General features: G+C 62.2%; 17 protein-coding genes. 6 read left to right on the forward strand and 11 right to left on the reverse strand.

What is annotated here, in order from left to right; all coding sequences use genetic code 11:
• Positions 1 to 4: 4 nt before the first annotated feature.
• Positions 5 to 856, reverse strand: a complete 852-nt coding sequence (locus QZH52_RS30670; RefSeq protein ID WP_301814782.1) for a MurR/RpiR family transcriptional regulator — start codon at positions 854 to 856, stop codon at positions 5 to 7.
• Between the two features lie 971 nt (positions 857 to 1,827).
• Positions 1,828 to 2,706 carry a LysR family transcriptional regulator gene (locus tag QZH52_RS30675; protein WP_301814785.1) on the reverse strand — a complete coding sequence of 293 codons (879 nt, stop codon included), beginning with the start codon at positions 2,704 to 2,706 and terminating at the stop codon, positions 1,828 to 1,830.
• A 346-nt stretch (positions 2,707 to 3,052) separates the two neighbouring features.
• Here QZH52_RS30675 and QZH52_RS30680 point away from each other — a divergent pair, with 346 nt between their 5' ends.
• From QZH52_RS30680 to QZH52_RS30695, 4 genes are read left to right on the forward strand one after another with little or no spacing between them, the layout of a single operon-like run.
• Complete coding sequence (locus QZH52_RS30680; protein ID WP_301814787.1) at positions 3,053 to 3,511, forward strand: DUF488 domain-containing protein; 459 nt, start codon at positions 3,053 to 3,055, stop codon at positions 3,509 to 3,511.
• Positions 3,508 to 4,212 carry a CBS domain-containing protein gene (locus tag QZH52_RS30685; protein WP_301814789.1) on the forward strand — a complete coding sequence of 235 codons (705 nt, stop codon included), beginning with the start codon at positions 3,508 to 3,510 and terminating at the stop codon, positions 4,210 to 4,212. The genes QZH52_RS30680 and QZH52_RS30685 overlap by 4 nt, the downstream gene beginning before the upstream one ends.
• Positions 4,213 to 4,255: 43 nt before the next feature.
• On the forward strand, positions 4,256 to 4,699 hold the full coding sequence (locus QZH52_RS30690; RefSeq protein WP_301814791.1) for a universal stress protein: 444 nt from the start codon (positions 4,256 to 4,258) through the stop codon (positions 4,697 to 4,699).
• 11 nt (positions 4,700 to 4,710) lie between these two features.
• Entirely contained in the window at positions 4,711 to 6,252 is a 1,542-nt protein-coding gene (locus QZH52_RS30695; protein WP_301814793.1) for a nitronate monooxygenase, read from the forward strand.
• 543 nt (positions 6,253 to 6,795) lie between these two features.
• Here QZH52_RS30695 and QZH52_RS30700 read toward each other — a convergent pair.
• The 4 genes from QZH52_RS30700 to QZH52_RS30715 are packed head-to-tail and all read right to left on the reverse strand — an operon-like array spanning position 6,796 to position 11,384.
• A complete protein-coding gene (locus QZH52_RS30700) occupies positions 6,796 to 7,740 on the reverse strand; it encodes an EamA family transporter (RefSeq protein WP_301814795.1) in 945 nt (314 codons plus the stop codon).
• Positions 7,737 to 8,723 carry a CobW family GTP-binding protein gene (locus QZH52_RS30705; protein ID WP_301814796.1) on the reverse strand — a complete coding sequence of 329 codons (987 nt, stop codon included), beginning with the start codon at positions 8,721 to 8,723 and terminating at the stop codon, positions 7,737 to 7,739. The genes QZH52_RS30700 and QZH52_RS30705 overlap by 4 nt, the downstream gene beginning before the upstream one ends.
• Positions 8,720 to 10,348: an amidohydrolase gene (locus tag QZH52_RS30710; protein WP_436411654.1), complete on the reverse strand. Its 1,629-nt coding sequence runs from the start codon at positions 10,346 to 10,348 to the stop codon at positions 8,720 to 8,722. Before QZH52_RS30710 ends, QZH52_RS30705 begins: the two co-directional genes overlap by 4 nt.
• A 52-nt stretch (positions 10,349 to 10,400) precedes the next feature.
• Positions 10,401 to 11,384 (reverse strand): tripartite tricarboxylate transporter substrate-binding protein, encoded by a 984-nt coding sequence (locus QZH52_RS30715; RefSeq protein WP_301814800.1) that lies wholly within the window; start codon positions 11,382 to 11,384, stop codon positions 10,401 to 10,403.
• Between the two features lie 156 nt (positions 11,385 to 11,540).
• Here QZH52_RS30715 and QZH52_RS30720 point away from each other — a divergent pair, with 156 nt between their 5' ends.
• Positions 11,541 to 12,518 carry a LysR family transcriptional regulator gene (locus QZH52_RS30720; RefSeq protein WP_301814803.1) on the forward strand — a complete coding sequence of 326 codons (978 nt, stop codon included), beginning with the start codon at positions 11,541 to 11,543 and terminating at the stop codon, positions 12,516 to 12,518.
• Between the two features lie 63 nt (positions 12,519 to 12,581).
• Positions 12,582 to 12,767, forward strand: coding sequence for a DUF6306 domain-containing protein (locus QZH52_RS38725; RefSeq protein WP_366919338.1), 186 nt, complete (start codon positions 12,582 to 12,584; stop codon positions 12,765 to 12,767).
• Between the two features lie 58 nt (positions 12,768 to 12,825).
• Here QZH52_RS38725 and QZH52_RS30725 read toward each other — a convergent pair whose 3' ends face one another.
• The 5 genes from QZH52_RS30725 to QZH52_RS30745 all read right to left on the reverse strand — a co-directional run bounded on the left by QZH52_RS30725 (position 12,826) and on the right by QZH52_RS30745 (position 16,794).
• Positions 12,826 to 13,461 (reverse strand): N-acetyltransferase, encoded by a 636-nt coding sequence (locus tag QZH52_RS30725; RefSeq protein WP_301814804.1) that lies wholly within the window; start codon positions 13,459 to 13,461, stop codon positions 12,826 to 12,828.
• A 4-nt stretch (positions 13,462 to 13,465) separates the two neighbouring features.
• A complete protein-coding gene (locus tag QZH52_RS30730; RefSeq protein ID WP_301814805.1) occupies positions 13,466 to 14,074 on the reverse strand; it encodes a hypothetical protein in 609 nt (202 codons plus the stop codon).
• Between the two features lie 77 nt (positions 14,075 to 14,151).
• A complete protein-coding gene (locus QZH52_RS30735; RefSeq protein WP_301814806.1) occupies positions 14,152 to 15,072 on the reverse strand; it encodes a universal stress protein in 921 nt (306 codons plus the stop codon).
• A gap of 239 nt (positions 15,073 to 15,311) precedes the next feature.
• The gene (locus QZH52_RS30740) at positions 15,312 to 16,271 is read right to left on the reverse strand and encodes a universal stress protein (RefSeq protein WP_301814807.1); all 960 of its coding nucleotides are present in this window, start codon (positions 16,269 to 16,271) and stop codon (positions 15,312 to 15,314) included.
• 121 nt (positions 16,272 to 16,392) lie between these two features.
• Complete coding sequence (locus tag QZH52_RS30745; protein WP_301814808.1) at positions 16,393 to 16,794, reverse strand: GreA/GreB family elongation factor; 402 nt, start codon at positions 16,792 to 16,794, stop codon at positions 16,393 to 16,395.
• Between the last annotated feature and the right edge of the window lie 65 nt (positions 16,795 to 16,859).

Below are 16,859 nucleotides of genomic sequence, written 5' to 3' on the forward strand. Positions count from 1 at the left end.
AGGGTTAGCTGATTTCAATGTCGAGTGCCTTGTTGAAGGCCTCGCGCCGCTGGATCGTGAGCATGGCTTTCGGTCCGAGTCGCCGCGCAACCGCCATCAGGATGGCTTCGGCCGCGAAGAACTGGGCCAGCGCCGAGTCGAAGTAGTAGGGCTGGTCGACCGCGATGGTCGTACCCTCGTGCGGCGCCAGTTCGATCGCCGAGCCGGCGTCCGTCAGCGAGAGCACCGACGTGCCCTCCGCCTTGATCAGTTCGACCGCCTTCACGACGGTGCGCGTATAGGGCCGGTAAGAAATCGCGACCAGCAGATCCTCGTTCTTGATGCGCGCCAACTCCGAAGCAATGGGAAAGCCTGGGCCGCCCAGCACCGTGACCGATTCGCGCAGCGTACTCAGGAACGTGCCGAAGAACTGGCTGACGCTATAAGTGCCGCGCAGTCCCATGACGTAGACGTGCTTGGCCTTGATCAGTTGGGTGACGGCCTCGCCGACCTTCTTCTCATCGAGGCTGCTGGCTGCGGCCAGAATCTTCTGGCATTCATTCTGTGCGAGTTGCTGCAGCACGCTCGTGACGCTCGAAGTCCCCTGGTGCGCGACCAACTCGCTGACGCGGCTGCTGTAGAAGGGCTGCGTCGCCGATACGTGCCGACGGAACACATCCTGCAGCGGTGCGAAGCCGTTGAAGCCGAGCCGCTTGCCCAGGCGCGTGAGCGTCGACGGGTCGACTCCATTGTGCGCGGCAAGTTCGGAAATGCTCTGGACGGCCGCTGGCCCCGGCCGCGCCAGCATATCGACGAGTACGGCCAGCGTGCGCTCGCCCATGCGGTCGCGGCCGCGCGCATCGCGTTCGTTTTCCACCAAACGGCGCAGGTCATCAATAGAGGAGGGAGGGGGGGTAGTGGCCATGTATCGGATGTGTTGGGCGCAAATTTATCAGTCATTTCATCTTCTGTGCGCAAATTCTTGTGCGCACAAACCCTGAGGTTGACGACGATGCGTCGGACCGGCGTGATCCGTCGATAGCGCCCCGCGCACCTCTGACACAGCGCTCTTGCGGGTGCGTCCAGCACCTTGATCCGCAGTCGATCGGCTTCGAGCCTTAAGCCTGGAATGGACTTGAATGCATCACATAGCTGCTCGCACGCGAGTTGTCCTTGCTGGCGTGAGAAGGTGCACGCACGATGTGGCCGCGCCGCGCCGAAGACCCTCAGCGAGCGTGGTGACGGCGCCGGCACACATGTCCACCCGCTCAGTGCACAGCGGCAGCCCGACCCTGGGCATCGGCGCCAGCGACGCTCTCCGAGCCGATCACCCACTTTCCCAGCATGTTCGCGTTCAAGCTATTCGCCTTCGACGCTCCGGGGCGCATTCGCATCTGAAAACCTGAAAACTCCGAGTTGTGCCATTGTGCCGACACCGACGACGCTGGCCCATTCATTCGCTTCCGCAAGTGTCCATCTGTCCGCCTAACTCAAGCGGACACGAGCCTGCTACAACGCCGACTCAGGATACAAGTGTGTTCGCTGGTTCCTTCGTTCGTTCAACACAATGAGCTGTTCATAGACATTTGCCCCATCGGCCGCTCTAAGGATTGTTGCCTTTGGGTCTGCCGTCAGCAGACTGACTCCTGCAAGAGCGTCGAGTCGTGTGGTAACACTCGCGATGATTTCACGTGCGCTGTACGTCGTCGCCCAGCTTCGCCCGCGAACGGCCTGTTTCTCATTTGGAGCGCACCGGGGCATTGCAACGCGTGGATTTCCCCCTTGTCATCGACAAGGTGCCTGCTCGTGCGTTGGTCGAGGCGACACACGAACGATGGAAAAAGTAGGTCACGACGCTCGCCTATTGCGCTTGGCGATGGCTTGCGTAGGACGTGCCACCTTGCGAAGGCCCGCCAGCGCGGGATTGACAATCTTCGCGTCAGCGGAATCTGCATATGCAGCGTAGGCGGGATAAAGGAACTCAGGCATGTCTGGAACCCGTCGGAGCCGGCCGTTCTCGAGGTGATCGCGTACCACGTCGAGCCGAAAATAGCCGGTTCCACCTGCGCTGAGCAGGTACTCGCGGCCCAGCGGGCCGAGGCCGACTTTCACAGCCGCATTGGAGAGTTCGGGAAACGCCAATCCGTGCTGGGTGGCAAAGTCCGGACCCCAGTCGACATAGACGTAGTCATCCAGCCGCGGAGCGCGCAGCCGCTTTGATGTCGTCACCATGACCAGCTTTTCCTCGAGCAGCAACTCGATCCGCAAATTCGGACGCTGCTGCGGCGCATAGACGATCGCGATGTCCAGCACGCCGCTGGCGGTCTTGTCGAGCAGATCGTCCGGGAAGCCCACCTCGGTGCGTACGGCCAGATGCGGCGCCGCCGAGCGCATCCACAAAAGCCATTGGAGCAACAACGGATCCCAAAGGCTGATCTCGCAGCCCACCGTGAGGACTGCACGGCGGCCTGCAGGCACCGCGACCTGGTGACGGGCACGCTCCCAGACCTGCATGAGGCTGGTCGCATGCGGCAGGAACTGCTCACCCGCGACCGTCAGAACAGCACCCGCCTTGTTCCGAACGAAAAGAGGCCGGCCCAGCAGCTCCTCCAGCATCCGGATTCGTGCGCTTACAGCGGTCGGGGTGACGTGGAGCTGCTCGGCTGCGCGCAGAAAGCTGCGTGTCTGAACGATCCGAAGAAACGTCTGTGCCAGGGTGAGATCCATGCTATCTCCCGAGTTGATGCGAAAGTATTGCATCGAACTGGCAATTAATGTCGTTTTACACGATGAAAGGAAGGGGGCAGGATGATCTTAAGGCGGCCCGTTCGGCGTCGCGCAGGACGAAGGAGATGACAGTGGGCGAGGTGCTTGAAATTCCGGATGAACCACAGCGTCGAGACTGGGTCGTTTGGAACATTCCGACCCGATTGCTCCGTCGGATTGCGGGCTGGCAGCCGTGGCGGCTGGATGATCCATCCAGGCTATCTGACGATACTGTGCTCAAGCATCAGTGCGGCGGCCACAGCCTGCTGGCGCCGCCCCGTCCTCTGTGTCTTCTGGCGGGCACACCATGCTGACCCCGCTGCTGACACGCCTCGCGGGGCCGTCCTTTCACGAAAAGATTCCGATTCGCGTGGGCATGCGACAGACCGTCACGCTCAAGCGCGCGAGGGAACGCGTCAGCGCCGATGACGGAATGCGTGTGCTGGTCGATCGTCTGTGGCCTCGCGGCGTGCCGCGGGAAGATCTCATCATCGATCTATGGCTCAGGGAGATCGCTCCGAGTGCGGGGCTGCGCAACTGGTATGCACATGACTTGAGGCGCAAAGACGAATTCGCGCTGCGGTATCGGGCCGAACTTGCGGGGCACGACGACCTCCTGCACTTGCTCGACGACCTGCGCAGGCGTGGGCGCCTCACGCTGCTCTGCGACGCCAAGGAACTCGCCCTCAGTCATGGGACTGTGCTGAGGGATGTGTTGATCGAAGGGCGCTTCTTGCGCCACCACCTTGAAGGAAAGCGACCATGAAGGCCAGCGACATCATGACCACCCCCGTCATCACCGTGAATCCGGACACGCCCTTGCATGACGTGGTCGAGCTACTGCTGGCGCACCGCATCAGCGGCGTCCTGGTGATGGAGGACGACAAGGTGGTCGGCGTGATCGGGGACGGCGACCTCCTGCATCGGCACGAGATCGGGACCGATCGATGGGCAGAATACCGAACGTGGTGGCAACGGCTCACCCGCCTGGATCCGGGTCCCGTTGCGTACGTCAAGGCCAACGGCGCGCATGCCGGAGATGTCATGAGCACGGATGTCGTGAGCGTAGACGTCGACACGCCGATCGCACAGATCGCGGTCATCTTCGAGGCGCGGCATATTCGACGCATTCCGGTGCTGAAGGACGGCCAGTTGCAGGGGTTGGTGACGCGGGCGGACCTGATGCGCGCGTTGGCGGCCAGCGACAGCTTTGCGATGCGCTCGGCGGATCCGGACGTCGATGATGAAGCAATCCTCAAGCGCCTGATGTCGGAGCTGAATTCCCACTCTTGGTGGTCCGACTCCTGGTCGAGTGTCTTCGTCAACAAGGGCATCGTCAGCTACGTGGGCGTGGTGCAACGTGTGGCAGACAAGGAGGCCGCGCGCATCGCCGCCGAGAACATTCCGGGTGTTTGCGCCGTGGAGGATCGTCGGACGCTCTATGGAGAAGGTCAGGCCATGTTCTAGGCACCCGCACCCAAGGTTCACTGGTACTGCAAGGAGAGATGAAATGTTTGAACATATCTTGATTCCCACGGACGGCAGCAGTTTCTGTGACAAGGCCATGGAGCGGGCGATCGGGCTCGCTGCAGACAATCATGCCGAACCTGTCGCACTCAGCGTGGTGCCGCGATACGCCATGAACTATTTCGATGGTGTCGTACCTTTCTCCCCCGAGGAGATCGCCAATGCAGAAGCCGGCACCGTGAATGCTGCGCAGGACAAGCTTCAGGTGGCCGTTGCGCGCGCCGAGGCACGCGGCGTGACGCTGAAGACGGCCGTCAGCGTGGCTGACGGAGTGGCGGACGCGATCATCGCTGCAGCAGCCGAACACGGCAGCGACCTCATCGTGATGGCGTCCCACGGCAGATCGGGCTTTGCCAAGTTGTTGACAGGCAGCGACACCGATCAGGTCCTGGCGCACTCGAAGGTGCCGGTTCTGGTCATACGCTGAAGGGTGCGCCGATGAAGGCCGACGCGGAGTTCGTCGCCACAGGGGCGCTGGAGTCGGGTTCTCTCCATCGACCTGTGTGTGACCTCCTCGGGTGTCGCTACCCGCTGGTGCTCGCGGGAATGGGCGGCGTTGCGCGTTCGGAACTCGTGAGTGCGGTGAGTCTTGCGGGTGGATTCGGCCTCCTGGGCATGGTGCGCGAGACGCCGGCCTTCATCCGTGACGAGGTTCAAAAAGTCCGCGCCTCGACGACTGCCCGGTTTGGGGTCAGCATCATCCCCGCGGCCACTGATCCAAACCTGCTTGAACGGCAGGTGGCCACCTGTATCGAACTGGCTGTGCCGGTGGTCTGCCTCTTCTGGGATCTGTCGTTTGCAACCATCGAGCGCCTGAGGTCGGCGAATATCCTGGTCGTGTGCCAGGTGGGTTGCGCCGACGAGGCGAGGCTGGCGCAACAGGCGGGTGCTCAGATCGTTGTAGCGCAAGGGATTGAGGCCGGTGGGCATGTACGGGGCCGCTTGCCGCTAGTCGAATTGCTTCCCCGGGTCCTGGAGGCGGTCGGTGTTCCGGTTCTGGCTGCGGGGGGCCTGTCAGACGGACAGGACGTGGCGAGCGTTCTGTCGCTGGGGGCCCAGGGCGCGCTGCTGGGGACTGCACTCCTCGCGACGAAGGAGTCTTTCGCGCACGATTTCCACAAGCGGGCGATCGTTGAGGCCAAGGAAGAGGGGACCGTGTTGACGGACGCGTTCCACATCAACTGGCCACGCGGCGCCATGGTGCGCGTGTTGAAGAACAGCGTGACCCGAGGCGAGCGCGGAAACCCTTTCTCGAGCGGCCGCGTGCCCATTGGCGCCGAGCCGGAGCGCCCGATCTATTTGTTCAGCACAGACTCTCCCTTGAGATCAACGACCGGCGATCTGGAAGCCATGGCGCTCTACGCGGGGGAAGGCGCCGCACGGATACGGAACGTGACCTCGGCCGTCGAGCGCCTTCGTGAGATCGCCCGGGATGCCGCCGAGGCGCTGCACGTGGCGGTCGACACTCCAGCCCCCGGTGTCGAGCTCTCGTCGCCTGTGTGCTACGCAAGCGAGTTGGACGGAGCGTACCTGGGCCAGGCGGAGCCGCAGGAGGTGGGGGAGGCGCTGAACGAACTCCTGGAAGCCGAACGCGCCGGCGCTCGGGTACTCATGGTGCTGGCGAAGGATGTGAAAGACGAGGCGCTGCGGCAGGCACTTCAATCGGCTCGGCGCGACGAGGTCAGATGGTGTGGCATGTTGATCAAGGCCATCCAGTTTCGGCGCGAAACACCGAGCACGCGGACTGGTGCCTTCTTCGGGAAGACCATGGCAATCGATGGCTTGGCAGCGCGCCTGGCGTTCCTCAACCGCGGCCAGGAGTGGGTTGCCAGACGGCTGCGACACCTGATCCCGCGCTTGCCCGAGAGCCTGCTTCAGGAAGAATTAAGCGAGATGCTCTCGTCGCACGAGCACAACATCGCGGAAATGCAGAATCAATTGCTCGCCTTGTCGACCGAAGGGGATCGGAGTCGCACCTGATGTGTCGGGCCGCGGCTTTCAAGGCGCAGGTTCTGGCGGCAGCCGAATCTGGTGCCTCAGTCGCTGCGATTGTGCTGTCATTCGGGCTGAACGACACAGCGCGGGCCCACAGCGGGCAGCAAGCACGTGAAGTTCCTCACTCGCCCAGTTGTTGGAAGGCTCGTGCCAGAATGCCCCATGCTCTCCCCGGACACAGCCTCCTCGCCGCTGAATCGACAAGATCAGCCTCCGATACAAGACGCCATCAAATACGGTCCCAAATCGTCGGATCAGAAACCCGAACCTGCCAACCGCTTCGGCGCGGCGGCCAGCATCATCGATGGTCTGGACCTTCGGCCGGTGCACCTGCGCCATCGTCGGCCGTGGTGGAGGCTCTGGTAGCCTCGTGGCTTGCCCTCGCTGGTGGAGTCGGCCGATTGAGGAGGAGATCTTCGACAGCGGGTTTGTCCCGAGCACTCTCTCGAGCAATTGGACTTCGTGTGGGATGGCTGGACCGATCGCTACGGGCTGCAACGCGCCTCCTTGCATACCTTCGAGAGGTTTTCACCGGATGAAGATTCGAAGCGCGCCCCTCCCGAGCAATACGGTTGCCAACGCCGCGACCACGAATCCGATGCCCGCCCATTGCCACGGCGTGATTGTTTCGCCCAGCAGACCTATCCCGGCAACCAGACCAACCAGGGGCACGCCGAGGCTGAACGGAGCGACACGATTGGCGGGATGACGCTTGAATAGGCCAGTCCAAGTCGTGTAGGCCAGAATCGTCGCAATCCATCCCAGGTAGGCTGCCGAAACCCAGGCGCCTGACCCGGCATGCATCCATTGCCAGCGCGATGCAGGTGGGTCGAACAGAAGGCCCAACGCTATAAATGGCACGATCGGCACCAGGCTTGCCCAAACAACCAGCTGCAGCGCGTCATATGAGGGAAACGCGTGTTGCGCCTTGCGCGTGATGATGTTCAAAACGCCCCACATGGCAGCCGCGCAGAGATTCAATGTCAATCCGAGCAGCGTCACGTCGCCGGCGGCTTTACCGCCGAAGAAATTGAATGCAAAGCAAGCCAGACCGGCAGCCGCGAGCGCAAGACCCACGCGTAGCGATGAGCCGATTCGCTCATGTAGTAGCACCGCGCCGAGGATCGTCGTGAAAAACAGCTGCGTCTGCATCAGCACTGAGGCTAACGCCGCCGTCATCCCGGATTCAAGCGCGACGAACAGAAGGCCGAACTGCCCGACACCCTGAACAAATCCATAGCAGATCAGCCAGCTCACCGGCAACTGCGGGCGCTTGATGAAAAGTACCAGGGGGAGCGCCGCGAAAACGTATCGGATCGCGCCGAGTTGGAACGGCGTGAAGTCGTGCAGGGCCACCTTCATCGCGACAAAGTTCATCCCCCAGATCACGACCACGCATAGTGCTGCGAACAGGTCACCGCCCGTAATTGGAGCGGAGGATGCTGGGGCGCCAAGGGAAATGGATGCCTTCATGACTGTCGAGCTTTCGGACAGAAGAGTTTCTCCAGAGCCGCATCGAGTGCGGGCCGCGGCAACTGGCCGCGCAGGCCGATGGCAACGATGCCGGCTTCTTCCGACCGGGGGACGTGCGACAGTAGGAGGCGCAACGTGCCTCTGCGTCCGGCGAATTGGAGCTCGGCCCATTCGACGTCACCATCGGGTCCGGCGCAGCGCACCAGGCCCTTCATACGAAGGACGCCGGCGGGCAAATCTCGGAGCCAGACACGCAAGGCCGAAGGATCGAGTGCCTCTCGGGGCCTGCAGGCCCAGGTTTCAAATACCTTGCCGTGATCCTCAGTGGCATGGCCGTGTCCCTTGAAAGCACCGTGCGCCCACCCCGCGTGAGCGGTTCGTGTCGCGAGGCTGCCCAGTCTCGGCACGGCCGCCCGCGTGGTCTCCAAGCGGGAGACGGGGCCCGCTACGGATTCAATCCAGCGCTGCAATGCGCGCCTCGTTTCGCCTGTGACCAAGTCGCACTTGTTGACCACAACGAGATCCGCTGCCCTAAGCTGGCGGGCGAGCGTGTCGACCAGCAGTGGGTCGCGCGTTTGCTCGAGCGCCATGCTGGCGTCGACCAGAACGAACACGCACTCCAAGTGCAGGCACGTATCGGCGCGGGCGATTGCCGCAATCCGTCCCGGGTCTGAAACGCCGCTGGCCTCGATCACCACGCCATCGAATTCCGTTTCCGACTCGAGCAGCCTGATCAGCGCCAGGGACAGGTCATCTCCGATTTGGCAGCAGACGCAACCGTTGGTCAGCGCGATGGTATCCCCAGCGCCGCCCTCAATAAGCTCGGCGTCCATATTGAGCGCGCCGAAGTCATTGACCAGAACCGCGAGGCGCTGCCCACCGGCATTCCGCAGCCAATGGTTCAGCATCGTCGTTTTGCCGGCACCCAAAAAGCCGCCAATCACCGTTAGCGGCAGCGGTGAGCGAGGGATGCGATCGCTCATGTCAATTGCCCGCGCGCTTCAAAAACACGGCCCGAAAGCACAGTGCCCCAAACACGCAGGTCCTTCAATGCTGTGGGATCAACAGAAAGCGGATCGTCTTCGAGCACGCAGAAATCCGCCCGCTTGCCGCATTCGATGCTGCCGATCTCATGGTCGAGCCGTAGCGTCCAGGCCGCACCGAGCGTGATTGCGTGCAGCGCCTGCGGCACGCTCAGTCGCTCGGACACGCCAAGCACGCGGCCCTTCGGCGTCAGGCGGTTCACCGCGCACCAGGCCGTGAAAAGCGGACCGAGAGGCGTCACGGGCGCGTCGGAATGGATCGCCATAGGCACGCCGGCCGCGAGCGCGCTGCCGCAGGCATCGAGCCGGTTCGCCCGGTCGGGGCCCATCGTCACTTCGTGGTGCTGATCGCCCCAGTACCACAGGTGATTGGCGAAGAGATTGACGCCAAGGCCCAGTGTCGCCATGCGGCCAAACATCGGGCCGTCGATCATCTGGCCATGTTGCAAAGTGTGGCGATGATCCAGACTCGGCGCGCGGGTGAGAATACGCTCAATCGCATCGATCGCCACCTCGCTCGCTTCATCGCCGTTGACGTGTGTGTGAATCTGGAGGCCGGCGCGGTGATAAGTTTCGAAGTCGGCTTCGAACTGCGCCGGCGCTGTCACCCAGATGCCGTTGGGCGCGCCGTTGAAGTATCCGGGCCAGCGAAGCCGCGCCGAAAACCCCTGGATCGATCCGTCGAGCATCATCTTGACTAAGCCATAGCGCAGCCGATCGGTATTTCGCGACCGCAGGCGACTCACATGCGCCGCGCCGAGCGCCGCGCCCTGCGCGCCATGGTAAGCCTGGAAAGCGGGAAGTATGCGGATACTGATGTCATCGTCAGCCAATGTGGATTCCAGCACCTCGCATTCAGCTTCGGTCAGCTTGTTGACCAGGTCGGTGGCCGTGGTGACACCCTGCATACAGGCAAGCCTCGCGAATGAGCGCACGCCTGCCTCTGTCATCGGCGCCAGCAATCCGGCCTTCCCGATCTTGCGGATCACGAGAAACATGGCCGCGGGCTCTTGCAACTCGCCTGTCGGCTCGCCCGACCTCGCCCCCGCGCCGAACCTGACGACGCCTTCGACTTCGGTGTCGGACGTGATCCCAGCGAGCCGCAACATTGCGGTGTTGACGTTCATCAAATGGCCGTTAGCGTGCATTACCACGATCGGCCGCGTCACGCTAACACGATCGAGGTGTTCTACGGTCATGCGCTCGCCGCAGAAGTAGATCGGATCGAAGCCCCAAGCCAGCAGGGGAGCATGGCGGTCTTGTGCCTGCATTTGCAAGTCAATCTCGCGCAGGCGCTCAACCACCGCGTCCATCGATCGCAGCCCTTGCCATATCTTGCCTTGTGGATCGCGACGGTCGAACCAACCGAGGAACGGCATGTCCCACATGCTGCCCTCTTTCAAATGGCAGTGACCTTCAACCAGACCTGGCATCAACACCTTGCCGGCAAAGCGGTCGTCAAATGTGTGGTCGCCCCATGCCGACAGCTCCGCCAGCGAGCCCACACCCAGAATGCGGCCGTCACGCACGGCGACATGCGTGGCATCTGGTTGCATCGGGTTCATGGTAAGGATCTTGCGGGCGGCATAGATGATGGTGTTCACGACGCTTGACCCATCAATCTTCCGCAGTGAAGCCAGATGCTTCAACGACAGGCTTCCACTGGGCGCGCTGCGCCTGGATGATCCTGCCGGCCTCGGCGCCGGGCAGCCCTGTGGCCTCCATGCCAGCCGTGGCCAGCTTTGACTGCAGGGCCGGATCCTTTACCGCTTCGATGAGCGCCTTTTCGAGTCTGGCGACGATCGGGGCGGGGGTGCCAGCCGGCACGAAAGCGGCATACCAGCCGGAGGCAATGTCGAATCCTGCGACGCCGGCTTCCTTGAACGTCGGTACGTCGGGCAGCAAGGTGGAGCGCCGGACGCCAGTGACACCTAGAAATCGGATCTTTCCGGCCTTCTGCAGCCCTATCTGGGCTGCCACGGCATCGATGCCAATTGGCAGCGATCCGCCGACCAAATCCGTCATCATCATCGATGCGCCGCGATAGGCGGTCGGGGCCAGTGGCATATTCAGGGCCTTGCTCATTGTGAGCACGCCGAAGTGGATAGTTCCCCCTAGCGTCGCCATGCCGACTCCGAGCGATTCTGGATGGAGTTTTACCCAGGCGAGATATTCGGGCATGGTCTTGAAGGGCTGTTCCACGCTGGTGGACGCGGCGAGTGGTACGTCCGCCAGATGGGCGACCGGGATCAGATCCTTATCTGGGTTGTAGCCTAGGCGAGGGTACGTCATCGGAAAAAGGACGAATGGCGGTGCTGGCGATATCAGGATCGTCTTCCCATTCGGTGGCGCCTGCTTGACCGCCTGGAGAGCGAGGCGGGTTGACGCGCCGGGCTTGTTCTCAACCAGCACCGTACCGCCGAGTGACCCGCGCAGCTTCTCTGCAAGCGAGCGGGCAAGGACATCGAGCGCTCCACCCGGAGCAAAACCGACGACGATACGTGTGATGTCATCGGCCGCACCCGCGGCGCCGGGCGCGATCACCGCGGTGGTCAGGAGCAGGGTCGCGATCGTCTTGCGCAACAAGAAGGAGCATTTCATGGTTTGCCTCTGTGAGTTCTGAACGGGATGCCGCCGCCACGAACGTCGTCTATGTGGCATCAGGGGTCAATGCTAGGCCGAGACGGCATTAGCCAAAAGCGAATTAATATTGATCAATGTTGAGTAAAAGGTTAACCCTGACGGAAAGTCTTAATCGTGTCCACTGTCAATCCTGTCCAGTCGATGCTGGCGCGCCTAAAGCTCCGGCACTTGCGCGTGATCCAGGCTCTCGGTGATCTGCGTTCCGCCGCCCGGGTTGCAGCGCATTTCCACATCAGTCCGGCTGCCGTGTCGAAGACGCTTGCGGAGGTGGAAGAGCTCGTCGGCGCGCCCCTGTTCGAAAGAGGACGCCGGGGCATGCATCCCACCGAGATCGGTGTTGAGATGCTCGAGAACGCCGCGTTAGTAATCAAACAGATCGGACGCATGGCCGAGTCGCTGCACGCCATGCGCGAGGGAACGCGGGGGCGACTCACCGTCGCCTTTCGCACTAGCTCAGTCCACGTTCTCGTCGCGCAGGCGATCTGTACCTTCCGCGAACGCTATCCGAACGTCGATGTCACGGTCGTGGATGGCGCTGTCATGGACCTGGTCGATCAACTCGAACAAGGAGAGCTGGATCTGCTGTTCGCCTACGACGATCCCCGTTTCGAACGCGAAGCTCTTCTCAGTGCGGCAGTGATCGCCGAACAACCGCTGCTGATTGTGACCAGCCCGAATCATCCGTTCCTGCGACGCAAGCGCATTGCCGCGCAAGAACTGAGCGAGCTGCAATGGTGCCTTCCCAGTCATGGCTCACGCATGCAACATCATCTGAACTCTGCTTTTCGCGTCCTCGGCGCGCCGCCGCCGGCCAGCGGGGTGCGTGTCAGCGATGTATCCATGACGACCCAGCTGATGCAGGCCGGCCATTTTCTAGCGGTGTATCCCCAGCAGATCGCCCGGCAGCTGTCAGACGAAGGCAGAGTGCGTGTGCTGCCATTCAAGCTCGACAGACAGGTCGAACCTGTCGTCGCGGTTTGGAATGCGGCACTGGGCGCACGCCCGGCGGCTACGGCTTTTCGAAATTCCATTCTACCGCGGGGCGACCTCTCCGGCGGCCCGCCGCGCGCGGAAGCCACGGCTCCGCCTTGAAGAGTTGGCACGAGCGCTCTTAGCGGGCTACTGAAGGAACGATCGGGCTGCAATCACTTCCAGATCGCATGTCGTCGAACGCAATGGCGAAAATCTCGTAGACAGGCTTGGGTGGCCCGTAGGCTGGGAGCCCTGGTCCCGCGCATCGATGAGGATGCACTGTGCAACGCGCTGGCGCAGATGCTGACTGCGCGCCGCGACAACATTGCGTGGACGCGGCGCTGCCTGTGGCTATCGCCCGATGAGTAGGGTGCCCCACACGCGGGAAGCGTTCGCATCTGCCGAACTGACCGCTTCCGAACCCGTCTTAGCGCGGTGAATTCCGCATTCCGACCGCCTCGCAGAATTCGGGTAGAGAGCACTTCGCCGGAAGCAAGAACATCCGGGTTTCCAGTCGCTCGAGATCGCCGGGGGCTATGTCGATGCCCAGATAGGTGAGCTTCTTGTTGCTAAGTTCTGCGAAGCCCGATTCGTATCTCCGCGCCAGATTGCGCCACAAGGCGTGCGCGCCCGGCGACTGCCGGGCCCCTGTCATCAGGCAGATTCCAGTGGCAAGCGCCCAGTCGTACACGGCCGTGGCGATTCCTTGTCGTTGGTATTGGGGCAGAAATCGTGAATGAGGAGAGCGAAGATGTCGATCGGCCCGACGGTCGACTTCGACCAATCTGTTGAAGACCGTGCTCCCGGCCAAGCATCGCCGATCCATGTCTTCGACGTACGCATAGCGCTCGCCGTCGACCTCCCGGACGTGGACCTTGAAGCGGGGATCGCGAAGGCCGAAACTTGGCAGGCCGTGAAGTGGGTCGCCTGGCGTATGGATGCGTTCGTGAACCAGGGCGAGCGGGTCCCCGCGGTCGGTAGCGGACGGATCGACGTCCACCCGAAGATCAACGGGGCGATGAAAAGGGATGCGGAAATGGGGAAACGGCAGTGCGAGGTTCATTTCATCAGCCCGTGGGAGGAGTGGAGGCAGTCGATTCGGGCTCGATGGATTCGTTTGTTGAGCGGCTTCCGGCTCGTTGTGGGCTTGCAAAGGTGGTCAACGTTCGCTCATATCGCTCAAGCCATGTCCAGAAGACGACAGAGCCCTGACCAACTGAATTGAGCGAACGAGCTAATCCCATGAGATTGACAAGTGTTCCCTCAGCACGAATAACCATGTCATACAGTTGCATGTCCTGCTCTAGGATTCTTACGCCTCGTAGAACGAGCTCTGTCACAACTTCACGGGCGTACGCATGAGGCACCTTGATGCGAAGGAACATCACGGGCTCGACTACTGCGTTCAACTCTGCATCTGTGTACGTGTATACCTCGGGCTCGCGGAAGACGACCCTGTCCCCGTGCGAGTTCCGAATCAGATCCTGCGCCTCTTCCAGGAACCGCTCGTCGGCTGCGTAGATTCGTCCGCCTCTTCCTTCGCATACCACGACATAGCGATCCGGACGCGACAGCCAGTCCACTACGCCGAGCGATTCGAAAATCCGAAGTCCTCTTGCGCCTGGCAATAGCGATTGCCGCAGCGGGTATCTGGCAAGGCTGATGTCGTTAAACATGAGTGGCTCTCCTAGAAGTTGGGCCGGCAAGTGCTCCTGGGGTTCTTAGCAGCGGGAAGCGCCCGCGTCGGCAGCATTCACATGACCAAGCTCAGATGGTCCCTGAGCACTATTTGACCCGACGATGACGTAAACGATGCCGCCAATTCAGGATTTGGATCGATGCGCATATCGTGTGGTACCAGAAGGACGTCACGACTCGACCAGCGCAGCACGAGGTGTGCAACGCTCCCGAAGAGAAAATCAGACAAGCCGGAACTTCTGCGTTTCCCGACGACTATCAGATCGGCGTCAAGATGCTGTTGATGAATCACTGCCTGACGCGCCACGCCGTTGCGCCCGAGCACGGTGGCGATTCGATTACGCTTTTGAGCTATCGAATCGCCTGCCTGAAGAGAATGCTCTTGAGCGTCGTTTGTCTGACTCCGAAACGGCAGAATGGATTGTTTTGAGACGTCTTGGTAGCGCAGGTTGCCACCGAGCATCGTGCTTCGCGCGTGGAAGGGTTCGATTCGAGCGTCACTGTCGAGCCACCGGGCCAGTTTTAGAAGTTTCTTTGAGTAAGGCGTAAAGTCGACCGCAACCAGGATTCGGCGATAGCGATGAAACACTTCCAGCTTCACTACAAGAATGGGGCACGGCACAAGACGCTGTAGGCGCTCGATGGGTTGGCCGCGGAAGAATGCCTCGGTGGACTTTTCCCAGCGCTCACTGAGGACCAGGAGGTCCGCCCAACGGGCTTCTTCAGCGACAGCTTCCAAGTGGCCACTTGTGTCGGGAATCATCTTTACAAGGATGCCGAAGCGCGTGTGAACCTCTGCGGCAATTCGCTTCAACTGCTGCTCGACGTCTTCGATTGTGGATCCATCGAGGCTCGAAGGGGCATACATGATCTTCAGCAGTGCGCGCTGCTGTGAGGCAAGCATCGAAGCGCGCAGTACCGCACGATTGCTCCGCGGCGAAAGATCAGTGATGGCGAGAATGGAATGAAACTTCAATGTCTTTCTCCTGAATGAGGGGCGCCGTTGGCTTTGGCGAAAAGGCCGCGGGTGTAGGCTGGACGATCGGCAGTTGTCCACTTGGAAGCGCGACCAAGGTGGGGCAGCCTTCCGGCTGCGGCCGAACCGTGAGCCGTGGCTTGCACGCACTCAGAGCGAGCCTTGCTGTAGCCGTGGCGTCTTGATCGAACTCGACTCATGGTCGAGGGCAGATAGGCTGCCACACCCAGCCGCTGGCTTCAGGCGCCTCCGAATACCGCAGCAGGATTCGGGAGGTGAGGGGGATTCGGCGCGCCCGCGCGCACCCTGCGCACTTCGGGCTCGCCTGGCGACAGCCTCTTCACCGCTGTTGAGCTGGATGCGGGCTCGTAGTTATGGGGAACCACGAGCACGTCGGTGTTCGTGTAGCCAAGAATGCGATTCGCGGTGCTCGGGAAGAAAAGGTCGCTCAGGCGAGAAGAGGGCTGCCGCCCAACGACGATGAGCTCGGCGCCGCTGTTCTGCTGTTGCACGACCGTCTGCCGGGCAGCGTCACCATGGCCGACGGCCGAAAGCACGCGGTTGCGCCTCGAGTCGTACGAGTCCGTCAGCCAGAACATCCGGTCCTGAGCGTAGCGCCGGCACTCGTGGCGGTAGGCTTTGATGGCATGGTCCGAGACCTCGGCGTATCGAAGCTTCCCCTCGTTGGCCGTGCTCACCGCATGGAAGAGCTCGACCTGCGCAGACTTGTTCAGCGCAAACCCAAGGTCGACGAGGCCCCGTGACGCCTCAGTGAAGTCGACGGCAACCAGGAGGCTGCGGTAATCCTGCTGGGCCTCGCGCCGCACGACGAGCACCGGCCGGCGCGCCGTTCGCAGCAGCGCTTCAACGGGTTGGCCCCCGAAGAACGTCCTGAGGTTCCGAACCTCGGCTGTGCCCCAGACGACCAGGTCGGCGCCGCGGACTTCGGGGAGGAGCTCCTCGACAGTGAAGGCAAGTCGGCTCACTGTGCGCACCCGGATGCCGTGGCGTTGGCTGAGCTGCAGCGCGTGGTGTGCCAGCCTGGTTGCGGCATCGGCCGGCGGCGCCTCGCCAGGGTAGGCGAAGTAGACGAGCTTGAGCGTCGCGCCGTGCTCCGCGCTGAGCAGGGCTGCCCGAGCGAGCGCGTTGTTGCCGCGCGGGGAGAAATCGGTCACAGCAAGGATGGAGTGAGGGGTCATGGTTAAATCCTTTCGAATGGCTAGCGCCAGCCTTCCTGCGCGATGACGCGGTTTCGGGAACGCGGGTGCGGATACGGGCGGCTCGAACAAGCCGACGAGGTGCGACCTGGTGGTCGCGGGGCTACCGGGAATAGTCCCCGGTGGCCTCGGGCTGGTACTGGATGGCTGCGATTTCGGCAGCGCACTCTTCACCGGTGGGCGTGAGCCACCGGGCGACGTCACCCGTCTTCAGGCCCAGGAGGCTATTGCCAACTGGTGAGAGCACCGAGATGAAGCCAGCCGCGGGCTCGGCGTCACCCGGGTAGCAAATCGTGAGCACCTGGCGCCGGCGCGTGTGGACGTCGACGACCTCGACTCGCGAGTACATCGTGACGACATCCGCGTTGACCGCGCGGGAGCTGGTGACCTCCGCGCTGGCTAGGAGGTCAGCGAGTGTGGGTGGAAGCTGCTGGCTCAGAAGCTTCGTGAGACGGGCGAAATCAAGGTCGGTGAGCGTGCGCTCGCCGTGAACAACCGCATGCATAGCTGCACTCCATCGAATGCGAACGCCGATGAGAGGCATCCGCGACCGCGCGGGGCTTTTGCCCG

Source organism: Variovorax ginsengisoli, assembly GCF_030486595.1.
Lineage (GTDB): Bacteria > Pseudomonadota > Gammaproteobacteria > Burkholderiales > Burkholderiaceae_C > Variovorax > Variovorax ginsengisoli_B.

Bases quoted from the DNA above. Each gene is read 5' to 3' on its own strand.
- QZH52_RS30690 (WP_301814791.1), top strand. From the start codon at position 4,256: ATGTTTGAACATATCTTGATTCCCACGGACGGCAGCAGTTTCTGTGAC.
- QZH52_RS30710 (WP_436411654.1), bottom strand. From the start codon at position 10,348: ATGAACCCGATGCAACCAGATGCCACGCATGTCGCCGTGCGTGACGGC.
- QZH52_RS30730 (WP_301814805.1), bottom strand. From the start codon at position 14,074: ATGTTTAACGACATCAGCCTTGCCAGATACCCGCTGCGGCAATCGCTA.
- QZH52_RS30700 (WP_301814795.1), bottom strand. From the start codon at position 7,740: ATGAAGGCATCCATTTCCCTTGGCGCCCCAGCATCCTCCGCTCCAATT.
- QZH52_RS30705 (WP_301814796.1), bottom strand. From the start codon at position 8,723: ATGAGCGATCGCATCCCTCGCTCACCGCTGCCGCTAACGGTGATTGGC.
- QZH52_RS30695 (WP_301814793.1), top strand. From the start codon at position 4,711: ATGAAGGCCGACGCGGAGTTCGTCGCCACAGGGGCGCTGGAGTCGGGT.
- QZH52_RS30745 (WP_301814808.1), bottom strand. From the start codon at position 16,794: ATGCATGCGGTTGTTCACGGCGAGCGCACGCTCACCGACCTTGATTTC.
- QZH52_RS30675 (WP_301814785.1), bottom strand. From the start codon at position 2,706: ATGGATCTCACCCTGGCACAGACGTTTCTTCGGATCGTTCAGACACGC.
- QZH52_RS30725 (WP_301814804.1), bottom strand. From the start codon at position 13,461: ATGAACCTCGCACTGCCGTTTCCCCATTTCCGCATCCCTTTTCATCGC.
- QZH52_RS30715 (WP_301814800.1), bottom strand. From the start codon at position 11,384: ATGAAATGCTCCTTCTTGTTGCGCAAGACGATCGCGACCCTGCTCCTG.
- QZH52_RS30685 (WP_301814789.1), top strand. From the start codon at position 3,508: ATGAAGGCCAGCGACATCATGACCACCCCCGTCATCACCGTGAATCCG.
- QZH52_RS30680 (WP_301814787.1), top strand. From the start codon at position 3,053: ATGCTGACCCCGCTGCTGACACGCCTCGCGGGGCCGTCCTTTCACGAA.
- QZH52_RS30740 (WP_301814807.1), bottom strand. From the start codon at position 16,271: ATGACCCCTCACTCCATCCTTGCTGTGACCGATTTCTCCCCGCGCGGC.